The following is a 13,466-nucleotide window of genomic DNA, read 5'->3' as shown; positions in this document are numbered from 1 at the left end:
GTGACTAAATCCTCAGAAAAACGAATCATTAACCACATGTAACGTCAATTGGTGGGAATGAAAGAGCCTCTTTTTTCTAAACTATCATATCACAAAGATTTCTATAGGACACGAATTATGATAGCGAATATTCAAGATGACAAGAATTGCGATAAAAACACCTATTCGGAAATAGGTGTTAGTGTATTCATCATATTTGTTTGATTTTTCTCGTTAAACTGGTTCATATAGAGTTCGTAATATCGTCCTTTTTGGCTCATAAGACTGTGATGATTTCCATCTTCCAGTATCTGACCTTTATCAATGACAAGAATTCGATCTGCATTCACAATCGTTGAAAGACGGTGAGCGATTATGAAACTTGTTTTCTCTTTAAGTACCGTTTCGACTGCATTCTGAATGATGGCCTCAGTTTCTGTATCGATCGAAGCTGTTGCTTCATCGAGAATAAAGATTGATGGATCAACAAGTATTGCTCGTGCAAACGAAATTAACTGTTTTTGACCCGTAGACAATCGGTTTCCGCCTTCACCAACATCCGTCTGATAGCCATCTTCGAGTTCCATAATGAAGCGATGCGCATCAACAAGTTTCGAAGCCTTTATCACGTCTTCATCCGATGCGTCTGGTTTTCCATAAGCAATATTATCACGAACTGATCCAGAGAAAAGATGCGGTGCTTGCAAGACATATCCAAGGTGAGAGTGAAGCCAGCCAATCGAGCGTTCTCGATAGTCTACACCATCAATTAGTACCGAACCTGAAATCGGTTCATAAAAACGACATATTAAGTTAACAATCGTCGATTTACCACTTCCCGTCTCACCAACTAAAGCAATGCGTTGCTTCGGTTTCACCGTCAAATTAAATTTATTGAGAATTGGCTCTGATGCTTGATAGTAAAAATCAACATCTTTAAATTCAATGTCTCCTACAATCGGTTCATAAACGGATTCGTTTGGATTCAAGATGGTTCCGTACTTTTCAATAATATCGGGTCGATCAACAAGCGTTGAATCTTGTTCCAACAATGAGAGTACACGTTCCGCAGAAGCCTGCGCCATTTGTAATTGCGCAAACACGTTACTGATGTTTCGTAACGGTTCAAAGAACCGTTCTGCATACTGGGTAAATAATATTAAAGTCCCAATTTGGATAACACCTTGTAATGCCATGTTACCCCCAACGTAAATAATGCCAGCATTTCCCAATGAAGAAATAAGGGTAATCAAAGGCATATAAAGTGCACTCAGAATAACAGCATGAATCGATTTGGAGCGCATTGCCATCGTGTTATTTTTAAATTCACTATAATGTATCGCTTCCAAGCCCATTGTCTTTGTGGTCTTTGCGCCGGTAATCCCTTCACTGAATCCGTGTGTTATTTTTGAATTTTCAGCACGAACACTGCGATAGTTTTGAAGAATGCGCTTTTGAAACCAAGCACTCACAAAGTAAACCATCGGTACGATTACAAGGATAATTAGAGCGAGTTTCCAATTTACGGTAAACATCACAATCAGTAACATGATCATCACCAAAAACCCCCATACAAGGTCATTAAAACTCCATGAAAGTATTTCGGATAGTCGTGATACATCACTGGTCATCCGAGCCATAATCCATCCTGTTGGCGTTTTATCATAATACGAAAAGGGAAGCGTCTGAAGTTTCTCCATAACATTTTGACGGATTTGATAACTAATATCCATCTCAATAAGTCCACTGCGATAGATGAACTCGTAAATTAAAAATGCTTGAACTGCAACCAAGCCTCCATAAAGTAGCGTAAACTTCAAAATCGTTTCGGTTGATCCTTGCCCTTGATAGAAAACATCAATGGCGTAACGATTTAGAACCGGTAGGATGACTCCAATAACCGCTTCCAACAAGACAAAAAATAAAGCTAAAAATAGATTTTTCTTATTTTCAAGTAACATCTTTAGGATTTTCTTCCAAAGTCCCACATCTAATTTTTCTGAAGTGAATTGTTCTTCTTCTCTATAACTCATACAATGCACCTCCTTTCTGATTCGTTTGGATATCATAAATATTTCGGTACAAACCATCAACTTCCAATAAGCTATCATGAGTACCAATTTGTTTGATCTCACCATCTAAAACAACAATAATCTTGTCTGCATTTTGTGCACTGTTTATACGATGGGTAATGATGATAGACGTTGCATTTTTAGTATGATTCAATGATTCTCGAATTGAAGCATCTGTTTGAGAATCCAAAGCAGACAAGGAATCATCAAAGATTAAAATTGGTGTATTGGCAATAAGTGTTCTCGCAATCGCAACACGTTGTTTTTGTCCACCCGATAAGGTAACACCTTTTTCACCCACTGGTGTTTCATACCCGAGATCAAAAGATGTAATCACATCGTGAATTGAAGCGACACGGGATGCATCGTAAACATCTTGCTCTGAGGCATGAGGTATTGCAATTCGAATATTTTCAAAAAGTGTTTTCGAATATAAATAAGGCTCTTGAAGAACAAGTCCTACGTTTTTTCGAAGATAGCTTTTTGAAATATCATTAATATCAATGCCATCAATTCGAATGGTTCCTGAAGTGACATCATAAATTCGGGTAAGTAAATGGACTAAACTCGATTTACCACTTCCAGTCGGTCCCATAATCGCAACCGTTTCACCGGGATTAATTTTGAAATTTAAATTTTTGAGTACGGGTGTGCTTGCATCATCATATTTAAACGAAACATTATCAAATAAGATTTCACCTTGGATATCAGGCGTTAGACCGGATTCAAGATGTTCAATGGGTAACTCTAAAATTTCATTTAAACGATCAATACTCACACTGACCTTCCCCATATCCGAGAGGGTTCGACCCACATTACGAATTGGCCAGAGCACCATATTTACATAAGAAATAAAAACAATTGCATTCCCAACGGTTAAGTTTCCCGCACGCACTTCAAAAATACTTGCGATAAGAACAATCAAGGTTTGCATAAAACAGAGCAAGTCCGAAGTTCCCCAATAAACACCGAGAAGTCGAATCATTTCTTTGGTAATCGAAGCATATTCTTTATTTTTAACCTCGAATTTTTCAACTTCAAACGGTTCTTGATTAAAAGCTTTCACAACTCGTACTGCATCCATACTCTCTTGAAAGGTATTCGACAAAGCCGCTTCAGCTTCGTCACTTTTCTTAAACACAGCTTGCATTTTTTTAAAGAATAAAAACGCGAATCCAAAGATGAATGGAAATGAAATCATTGTAATCCATGTCATCTTGGCATTAATTCGAAATAAAACCGTCAGTGCAATTACAACCATCGTTACTGCATACACCAACTCTTGAATTTTCGATTTTAAAAACCGTCCTATTTGATCCACATCACTGGTACAACGTTGGATTAAATCACCCGTTTTAGCGCGTACATGATAGGCATAGGGTAATTTTTGTAAATGATCAAAAACATCATTACGCAAATTTTCTGAGAAATACTCCGAAAAAGAACCAATTGAGTATGAAGCCCAAAAATGAGCAAACCCACTTAAAACATTCAAAATCACAATCACAACACCTACATACCATAAGTGATCACGAACGGAATTCATTCCTCCAAAAAAATCTGTAAACATCATCATCCATGAGGTGTTTATCGGTAAGTCGTTTAAAACATGATCAATTGTATACTGCAGTAAAAGCGGATTCACTAAAAGTACTGCACAATAAATGATTACTGAGAATGCCATCATTATGATTTTATTTCGATGACCCTCAGTATATTTAAAAATAAATTTAATATTTTTCATATTCACCTCGATATTATATTATCTTCTCCTTTAAGGCTTAAAAAACACATTTCCATGTGTTTTATATGAATATCTATGCTGAAAATAAGTGTTTTAAGAGGCACTTATAGAATCACACAGACAATCATAAGTATTTTGTATAAAACAAAATGCGACGCTCGATAATGCAACATTATCATTTTTATTCATTTGGGTTAAAAGGTGCTTACTATTTCTTGGAGACACAAAAGCCCCTTGTTGATTATGCGAGCCAAGCATACCATTCGCCATAATCGTTAGAAATAAAATAACACACATTAAACATTTATCTGAGCGATTCATAAGTTCCTCCTTTCATTTGTTTATATTTTATCATATATTTCAAAAAAAGTAATCAATACCAAACATCGCAAGATAGATTTGGTATAATAGATTTGGTGATAAAAATGAAACTTAAAATCGTCGTCACAACAGACGTCCATGGAAATATCTTTCCAACAAATTATACAAGTCGTGAAAACCTTGAAGATTATGGGCTTGCACGCATCAGTACTGCAGTTAAACAGTTCCGAAATGAAGGAAATGTTTTACTTCTTGATAATGGAGATGCCTTTCAAGGGACACCTCTTTTAACCTATGCACATCAACATGCGCAAACGGTAACCAACCCGATGGCACAATGTTTTAATGCAATGAACTATGATTTCATCAATCTTGGGAACCATGATTTTAATTATGGTCCTGAAATTTTAAACAAATATATTAACGAAAATAATGCGCCTTTGCTTACTTCAAATATAGAAATTGAGGGTAATGTACCCGGAAGTACGCAGATTCTTACCTATGAAGGTAAAAAAATAGCGTTAATTGGAGTTTTAACCCAATATATTCCACATTGGGAACGTCCTGCTCATATTAAAAATATGCGTTTTAAAAGTGCTTTTGAACACCTTCAAAAAGAAGTTTTACGTGTGCGAAATGATGTCGATTATGTCATCGCAATGTACCATGGTGGTTTAGAGCGCGATCCTCAAACAGGTGAACCTACAGAACGTCTTACTGGTGAAAATGAAGGCTATGCTATGACTGATATTGAAGGGCTTGATATTTTAATTACCGGCCATCAACATCGCTCCTTTATTGAAACCGTTAATGGTGTTTTAGTAACTCAAAATACCTTTAAAGCAAAAGAATTCATTACTATAGATCTTGATTTAGAAACAGGAAGTACCTCTGCACAACGCCTAAGTGCCGCCGATTATGATATCGACCAAGACCTCCTTGAACCCCTAGAATCTTTACAAAATAAAACACAAATATGGCTGGATCAACCGGTTGGAACCTTAGAAAACATGGATGTGATGATTGATGACGAATTGGATGCACGACTTCATAAGCATCCACTCGTGTCCCTTTTAAATCAGATCCAACTCAAACGTTCGGGTGCGCAAATTTCATCAGTAGCACTCTTTAATGGCGCGCAAGGATTCAATAAATCCCTCACAATGCGTGAATTAGTGAGTACTTACCTCTATCCCAATACATTGGTTGTAAAACAAATGAGTGGGAAAGCACTTCGTGAAATGATTGAATTCAGTGCACATTACTTTACCTTAAATGAAGTGCATCAAATTGTACCTTCTCCAGAGTATGTAGAGCCAAAACCTCAACACTATAATTACGATATGCTTGATGGTGTGGACTATACACTTGATATCTCAAAACCAAGAGGTTCTCGCGTTACATCTCTAGTTTATCAAGACAAACCCGTACAAGACGATGATCGATTCACAGTCGTTGTGAATAATTATCGTGCGATGGGTGGTGGAAACTATACAATGGTTGCGAAAAGCGAAACATTGGATGATATTCAAGAAGAAATGGTCGATATCATTATGGATTATTTTCTAGAAAATTCTCCAGTTCATGTAAATCATCGTGATAATATTAAAGTTATTGCCTCAACATAAAATCCTAAAATACAAAGTTTCAAGTTCTTAGAAATTTTGTATTTTTTTTATTCTATCAAAAAAAATCTTGACACTCGAAAAAAATAAAAGTATTCTAGTTCGTGTACAGTGAGACACCAAGGTGTCTCATTTTGTATTTTTAGGAGGTAATTATGATTAAAGCTATAGTAGGTGCTAACTGGGGCGATGAAGGTAAAGGAAAGCTTACCGATGTATTCGCAAGTGAGTCAGATATCGTCGTTCGATTCCAAGGTGGAAATAACGCAGGTCATACAATTATCAATGATCGAGGCAAGTTTGCACTTAAAATGTTGCCATCCGGTGTTTTTTATAAACATACGATAAATGTTATTGGTAATGGTGTTGCCTTAAACATCCCCGCATTCATTCAAGAATTAGAAGAATTAAAATCACGTGGGGTCCATCCTCAAGTTATTGTAAGTGATCGCGCTCAAATTGTGATGAGTTACCATAAAAATTTTGATGTTTATGAGGAAGCGCGTATGGGTAAGGATCAATTTGGATGCACAAAATCTGGGATTGCTCCTTTTTATTCGGATAAGTATGCAAAGATTGGTTTTCAAGTGTGTGAGTTATACAACGAAGACTGGTTACGCAATAAGATAAATCGCATCTTAGATATTAAAAATACATTATTAGTAAATTTATATCATCAAGAACCTTTATCTGCGGATGCAATTTTTCAAGAATTGATGACATACCGAGACTTAATTGATCCTTATGTTCGTGATGTCTTTACCTTCTTAAATGAGGCGCATGATATGGGTAAAAACATTCTCTTCGAAGGACAACTTGGTGCATTACGTGATCCAGACTTTGGAATTTATCCCTATTCAACCTCATCATCTACTTTAGCTTACTTTGCAACTATAGGGGCAGGCTTACCTCATCCTATCGATGAAGTATGGGCAGTCACAAAAGCTTATTCAAGTTGTGTCGGTGCTGGTGCTTTTGTCTCAGAAATATTTGGAGATGAAGCGGAAGCATTGCGTAAACGTGGTGGCGATGCCGGAGAATATGGTGTCAACACAAAACGTCCACGCCGAGTTGGTTACTTTGATGCTGTTGCAACGCGATTCGGTTGTAAAACTCAAGGAGCAACTCATGTAGCTCTGACAAACATTGATGTACTTTCTTACCTTGATGAAATCAAAGTCGTTACTGCGTATGAGTATCAAGGGCAACAATCTATGCGTTTTGGAAATATTACAGAACTAGAACAAACACAACCTGTTATTGAAATATTCCCAGGATGGAAAGAAGATATTACTCATATCACCTGCTACGATGATCTTCCTGAAAATTGTAAAAACTATATTAATAAACTCGAAGCGCTCATTGATACAAATATTGCACTTGTTTCAAACGGTCCAAATCGAAACCAGATTATGAAGCGCACTCCTTTACGATAAAGAAAAAAACGAACAGAATCTGTTCGTTTTTTTTATAATCTTCCTTCATCACTACACTTATTGCGTATTGTTCGAGCTGGAATCCCAGCAACAATATCACAACGCGCAACATCTTTGGTCACAACACTACCTGCACCAATGACAGCTTCATCATGAATCATAATATTACCCAGTACTTGTGCTCCAGCACCAACGTGTACTTTATTACCTAAAGTAGGGTGTCGTTTCCCTGGCTCTCTCGATTTACCGCCTAATGTGACTCCGTGATGTATCAAACAATCATCACCGATGATCGCTGTCTGTCCAATCACAACACCGCTACCATGATCGATAATAAATCGACGACCAATTTCTGCACCCGGATGAATTTCAATTTGGGTAAAGAATCGTCCAAGTTGCGAAATGAATCGAGCTACAAAGAAAAACTTAATACGATAGAAACAATGTGCGATTCGATAAAACCCCATCGCATGGTATCCTGGATAAAGTAAAATAACCTCCAGAACTGATCGTACAGCAGGATCTTGTTTTTTATATGCACGTGCTGTCTCTAAAAATCTCATAAAATGCTCCTTATTTTAGTTCGAGTAATGCTTCATTGATAAGCTTTAGAACATAAATGCGATCTGCTTCATTATTTTCAAAATCAAGATGATCGACATTAATTTTAAGCATTGGTGAAAGATCGTAATTATCAAAATAATTACTGTATTCGTCATTGAGTTTTTCCCAATACTCACGTTCAACAATCAATTCATAATCTCTTCCACGTTTCTTAATACGATTCATTGCCTCATCAACACTAATCTCAAGATATACCATTAATTTTGGAACATGAACATGTTCAAGCATATTTTGTAATAACTCAGAATAAATTTGAAATTCTTCGTCACTCATTTCTCCACTTAAGTTTAACATACGAGCGAATATTGCGTCCCCATATATGCTTCGATCCATTACCGCTTTACTTACATCTTTCGCTTGTTTGATGTGTTCAAAACGTTTATTTAGGAAAAAAACATGTAGAGGAAATGAATAACGACAACGGTCATGATAAAACTTATCCAAGACTGGATTATCAACTACCGGTTCTTCAAACTCTTCGTAGCCTTCTTGACCAAGAATGCGCATTAATGAACTTTTTCCAACTCCAACAACACCTTCAATAACTATCATGTCATAAACCTCTTTCCGTGATACATAATTTAATATATCGCTATAATTAAATCCCATAACTCACCACCATCTCATGTCCCTAAGAGACACTCTATCCATAAGTTTAGCTTTGTCATGACAAAAAAGCAAGCCTCTTAACGATAGAGTTTCGTAATTTTATGACATTCATCAACAATCCATTCGCGAAGCCACTCTGGTTTTAAAACGGTAATATGCGAACCACCTTGTAATATAAAATCTTTTACGGCAAGTTCGTTGGAAAATTCTACTTTTAAGACAAAACGATGATCGTCAATCCATGTAATTTCCTGGTGTTCACCCCAAATATACTCACTGATATAATCTTGTTCAAAAACCTCTAATTCCGCAAATACGGGTTTAATTTTATAACCAAACTTCGAAAAAACATGTTTACTTGATGTCTCATCATCAAAACGAAATATCTCATCACGTAACGATAATTCATGAATTCGATTCACTTTTAGACTTAAGTAACGATTTTTTTCATCATAGCCCAACAAATACCAAAACTTATTCACAATCACAAGTTCATAAGGCTCAAAGATATATGAGCGCTTCTCACGATGATTTTTATTATAGACAATGTTTATACGTAAATGGTTTTCAATAGCGTTCTCAAGCATCTCTATGTGTTTTTGATAGAGATTTGGATCGACATTAAGCTTAACCGATTGGAAAGCTGATACAGAAACATTACCACTATAATCTAATTGATGCGATAACTTTGAAATCACCGCAACAAAATCATTACCTAAGGTTGGATTATCTTGTGATAACAAAACCGCAAAAGCTTGCTTCAACATTTTACGTTCATTGCGCTCAAAAGCGAGTGGCTGAAGCTGTGTTTTTGATTCCAATACATAACCACCACCTGGTCCCATTACCGTTGTAATTTCATATCCAACAGATTCAAGTTCGGCTTTCAGACGTTGAACGCCACGCTCACTAATCTCCAAAAGACCCGCAAGCTCTGAAAGGGGAACAACAGAGCGTGCGGATAATACATCTAACATCACAAGTGCGTTACTTAACTTACTCATAAATCGTTTGACCTTCAACAATATAGCAACGTGTTAGCAGATCATTAAATTCTGATTCGCTACGTGCAATTTGACAAAGTCCTCCAAGCGTAAATTCTGGTAACATATCACTCACCTCAACAATACATTGACGACTTAAAAGCTCACCACGATGAACTGCGCCAGTAAACTCGGTACCGGTATACGTTTGAATAAAAGAAATTTCAAAGTTTAAGTCTAGATCACGACTTACAGTTAACAGATTTGGCTCATTCGACCCAAAATAATCATAAAGGGTTTGAGCACCTGATACGGTCAAATAATTACCACCACGATCTGATGAAGCAACCGAATAGTCTTTAGAATAATATGCATTAAATTTTAACTCATTATAGAAATCCTGTGCATCTTCATGAGAGTCAAACTTCAATGTAACGGAAACACAATCTTCAAATGATAATCCAAATCGTTCTGTAAAACGAAGTGCTTGATCATTAATAAATGAGCTCACATCATTTCCTTTCATTGCAATCATCAAATCTTTTAAATTAAATCCTTTTTTCATCTTGTATCACCTCTTGACTTAAGTATACCAACAGTATACGACATCAATGGTCGTATACTCAAGAAATCCAAAAAAAAAGTGGATTTAGAATCCACTTTTGATTTAATTATTGCCAGATTGTTTGTAAGGAAGTTTTGTATGACTCCATTACGGATTCTGGTGTTTTTGATGTATCAGACAGTAATTCTTCCATCTTCACAGTTGCTTCTGTATAAGCTGCATCTGAGTTTGCGGATACTGGAATTGTAAATACATCTTTCGTAATTTCTTGAATTAATGGCGCAATCATTGAACCACTTTCTAAGTATTCTTTACTTTCGATAACACTTGTACGTACTGGAATATAACCTGTTGATTTAGCCCAGTGTAATTGTGAATCAGCAGATACTAAGAATTTCATGTATTCAAACGCTGCAGTTTTTTGTTCTGGTGTTGCGGATGAGAACATGTATAAGTCAGTACCTTGTTGTAAACTGATTTTTTCAGGACGTTTAACAACGCCAATTTCGAAACGACCGTCTACACCTTTAAGTACGTGTGATTCACCTGCTGTACTACCAACATTCATTGCAAGTTGACCATTACCAAATGGTCCGGATAAGTATTTGTCAGTTCCAGCGATACGTAGGTAACCATCTTTTACACCTTCTTGGTAGAATGATGCAACTTCAATACTTTCTTTACTTGTAGGATCCATATCCTTGTTGAATTCGACGCCTTTATTGATTAATCCTGTAGCATAGTAGTTATTGAGTGAGTCAAAACCTGCTCCCACAATATTTTTCTTTTCATAAACAGTTTTACTTACTTCTTTTAGTTCTTCAAGATTCGTTGGAGCTTTAAGTCCTAATTCATCAAGAAGCGTTTTGTTATAGTAAAGAACTTCTGTTGATTTATTAAATGGCATACCATATGTTACGCCTTCAATTTTACCACCTTCACGGAATCCTTCAACAATATCATTGTAGTCTTTCATTCCGATTGTATCGTTTTCGATATATGGTGTTAAGTCTGTAACAAGTTTATCTACTGACGCATTAAACATCCATGCTGGATATGCTTGTGTCATTGTAGGCAAGTCTTTAGGACTTACAAGTGTTGCAGATAATTTTTGACGTAAATCCGGATAACTTGATTGGTTTTGTAATACAACTTTAACCTTTGGATTTGCAGCCATAAAATCTTCAGTAAGTTTTGTTAATGCTTCTTCTTGTTTACCATTCATTGCATGCCAGAAACGGATTTCTGTTTCTTCTGTTAACTCAGTAACAATATCAGCTGATGCTGTATCATCACCTTTATTTGAACATCCTACAAGAACAAGTAAAGCAAGTAATGCTACTAAAATCTTTTTAATATTTCCCATATTTGTTTTATGTGTCTCCTTTAGATAGTTTCCCCACGGGTTGGTAAATGACGCATTCCATATTTATTCTCAAGTAAATCTGGTCTTAGAGAATGAATTGGAACTAATAACTTCGGTTGAATTAGGCCTACAATACGATCTAAATCTTCAGGGTAAGCATGTCCAGAACACGCTATACGATTAAATTCAATATCGCAATCCTTCAACAACTGAATAAATGGTAAATATGCTGGATCAAATTCTCCTAGCGGCGAAGCGTCGCTATGGATATAGACACCACCTCCTTTAAGGTTTTCGTGATGATCGACAACCTGCCATAGATAATCTCCCTCATCTTGAATCAGTGTATTGTAATCCACTTCAAGATTCTTGTCCAGGTTAAAGTTGTTGTCATTGGTATTGTAATACTTACACTCCATATTTAAACACTCTTTCAAGATATTTGCAAAGGATGCTTCGAGTACCACCTCACGTGGACTTTGTTTTACAATCTCAGCTAAACGTTTAACGTTTGCAGGATAGCAATTGAAAGTCACTTGTTTGGTTGGATTACTGTTTACAATATTCATGATTTTCTTAAGTAAATCTGCTTCTGTTTCAATTCGTCCCGTTGCACGGTCCTCTTGAGGGAAGCTTATCGACACACCTTCAATAATAAGCATATCTGTGTTCTTTGCTTGTTCACAATAGTAAAGGGAATCTTCAACATCAAAGCCATGAAGGCGTAAATCACCAGTGTAAGCAATATGCATATCTGGTGTTGTGATTAAAAGACCACAGGCACCATAAGCATCATGGTCAACACGACTTAATTCTACCTTGATATCTCCAACTTCAATCACATCATGATTATCACAACCGATAATATCACGTGTAAAGGAATCTGAAGTCTTTGCTCTTGGCAAAATAAAGTTATTTTGTGCATTCAAACTATTTAATAAAACTTTTGTTTCTTTAAGTGCATACATCGGAATTTTTGGATCCAAGTAATTAACCATACGCGTATGATCAAGATGACAATGACTTAAAAACACAGCTGTATGGGCATATTCAGGCCCTTTTTCAAATGGATACGTATATCCTAATTGGGGATCATAGATATTCTCTAAATGGGGCACTAAACGATGTTCAATAAGTTCTTGAAGCGATTCATTTTTAAGATTTAATTCCGGTTTAAATTCTGTACCGAAATCAAAAAAGATATGTGAATCTTCATACGCTATTTCAATAACAGTACCACCAATGGTAAGGACACCGCTATGAAATGTAATTTTTGTTTTTCTATCCTTTAAGTCCACTCTTCGACACTCCTTTAATAATTTGATTTCTAAATATAAAGTAAATAATCAGCACAGGAATAATCGTTAATGTCGCAGCTGCCATTTGAAGGTGAACATCCGTTCCACTCTCAGTAGCAAATGCGCTCAACCCATTATTCAATAAACGCATACTTGAATCATTTGTAACCAATAGTGGCCACAAGAATGAATTCCAGTGTGAGATAAAGCTCAGAATACCAATGGTAACCAGAGCAGGTTTTGATAAAGGAATCATAATTTTACGAATAAATTCCAAATCAGTACACCCATCAATTTTCGCTGCTTTATAGTATGAAATTGGAATACTTGTTAGATATCCTTTTAGATAGAATATATAGAATACGCTGGCAAGTGATGGAACAATCAACGCAGTATAGGTATTCAATAAACCAAGACGGGCAATCGTCTGATAATTCGTAAAGACTGTTGACTCATACGGTACCATAAGCAGAGATACCATGATTAGAATAATTAGACCTTTGTGTTTAAACTCGAGCTTAACAAGTGCAAATGCAGCCAATGTTGATGTAACTAGAATTCCAAGTGTACTAATCCCTGCAACCACTACAGTATTAAAGAAATATCGAACAAACGGTGCTGTTTGAAATACTTCCACAAAGTTGTGGAACTGTGGTGATGAAGGAATTAATGTAGGTGGAATACTTGTTGCTTCTTGATAGGTCATCAAACTTGCGAGAATCATATATACAAATGGAAATAAGGTAATGATCGCCATAACCACAATAAAGATTGTCGCAATTATTTTAAATAACTTAGTTAGTATAATTTTTAAATTTGGTGAAAATTCAGATTTTTCGTTCAC

Annotated in this window: 12 protein-coding genes; 2 read left to right on the top strand and 10 right to left on the bottom strand. The window is 36.1% G+C overall.

Annotated elements, in window-relative coordinates:
- Positions 1-161: 161 nt before the first annotated feature.
- From LLS04_RS05510 to LLS04_RS05500, 3 genes are all read right to left on the bottom strand, one after another.
- Positions 162-2,012 carry an ABC transporter ATP-binding protein gene (locus LLS04_RS05510; protein ID WP_323610681.1) on the bottom strand — a complete coding sequence of 617 codons (1,851 nt, stop codon included), beginning with the start codon at positions 2,010-2,012 and terminating at the stop codon, positions 162-164.
- The gene (locus LLS04_RS05505) at positions 2,002-3,795 is read right to left on the bottom strand and encodes an ABC transporter ATP-binding protein (RefSeq protein ID WP_323610680.1); all 1,794 of its coding nucleotides are present in this window, start codon (positions 3,793-3,795) and stop codon (positions 2,002-2,004) included. The genes LLS04_RS05510 and LLS04_RS05505 overlap by 11 nt, the downstream gene beginning before the upstream one ends.
- Before the next feature lie 93 nt (positions 3,796-3,888).
- On the bottom strand, positions 3,889-4,116 hold the full coding sequence (locus LLS04_RS05500; protein WP_323610679.1) for a hypothetical protein: 228 nt from the start codon (positions 4,114-4,116) through the stop codon (positions 3,889-3,891).
- Positions 4,117-4,220: 104 nt separating this feature from the next.
- Here LLS04_RS05500 and LLS04_RS05495 point away from each other — a divergent pair, with 104 nt between their 5' ends.
- Positions 4,221-5,744, top strand: coding sequence for a bifunctional metallophosphatase/5'-nucleotidase (locus LLS04_RS05495; RefSeq protein WP_323610678.1), 1,524 nt, complete (start codon positions 4,221-4,223; stop codon positions 5,742-5,744).
- 152 nt (positions 5,745-5,896) lie between these two features.
- Positions 5,897-7,177: an adenylosuccinate synthase gene (locus tag LLS04_RS05490; protein ID WP_323610677.1), complete on the top strand. Its 1,281-nt coding sequence runs from the start codon at positions 5,897-5,899 to the stop codon at positions 7,175-7,177.
- A 32-nt stretch (positions 7,178-7,209) separates the two neighbouring features.
- Here the strand turns inward: LLS04_RS05490 and cysE are convergent, their stop codons facing one another.
- The 7 genes from cysE to LLS04_RS05455 form a co-directional block, all read right to left on the bottom strand.
- Positions 7,210-7,740, bottom strand: coding sequence for a serine O-acetyltransferase (gene cysE / locus LLS04_RS05485; protein WP_323610676.1), 531 nt, complete (start codon positions 7,738-7,740; stop codon positions 7,210-7,212).
- A gap of 10 nt (positions 7,741-7,750) precedes the next feature.
- On the bottom strand, positions 7,751-8,353 hold the full coding sequence (locus LLS04_RS05480) for a deoxynucleoside kinase (protein ID WP_323610675.1): 603 nt from the start codon (positions 8,351-8,353) through the stop codon (positions 7,751-7,753).
- 134 nt (positions 8,354-8,487) lie between these two features.
- Positions 8,488-9,414, bottom strand: a complete 927-nt coding sequence (locus tag LLS04_RS05475; RefSeq protein WP_323610673.1) for a helix-turn-helix transcriptional regulator — start codon at positions 9,412-9,414, stop codon at positions 8,488-8,490.
- Entirely contained in the window at positions 9,407-9,958 is a 552-nt protein-coding gene (locus LLS04_RS05470; protein ID WP_323610672.1) for a hypothetical protein, read from the bottom strand. Before LLS04_RS05470 ends, LLS04_RS05475 begins: the two co-directional genes overlap by 8 nt.
- 106 nt (positions 9,959-10,064) lie before the next feature.
- The gene (locus tag LLS04_RS05465; protein WP_013852661.1) at positions 10,065-11,324 is read right to left on the bottom strand and encodes an ABC transporter substrate-binding protein; all 1,260 of its coding nucleotides are present in this window, start codon (positions 11,322-11,324) and stop codon (positions 10,065-10,067) included.
- A 20-nt stretch (positions 11,325-11,344) separates the two neighbouring features.
- Positions 11,345-12,622, bottom strand: a complete 1,278-nt coding sequence (locus LLS04_RS05460) for an MBL fold metallo-hydrolase (protein ID WP_323610671.1) — start codon at positions 12,620-12,622, stop codon at positions 11,345-11,347.
- Entirely contained in the window at positions 12,606-13,466 is an 861-nt protein-coding gene (locus LLS04_RS05455) for a carbohydrate ABC transporter permease (protein ID WP_254007351.1), read from the bottom strand. The genes LLS04_RS05460 and LLS04_RS05455 overlap by 17 nt, the downstream gene beginning before the upstream one ends.

Origin of the sequence: Erysipelothrix enhydrae, assembly GCF_035066605.1 — a bacterium.
Lineage (GTDB): Bacteria > Bacillota_I > Bacilli_A > Erysipelotrichales > Erysipelotrichaceae > Erysipelothrix > Erysipelothrix amsterdamensis.
The sequence above is the reverse complement of the archived record's forward strand: the minus strand, read 5'-3'. Positions and strand labels throughout refer to the sequence as shown.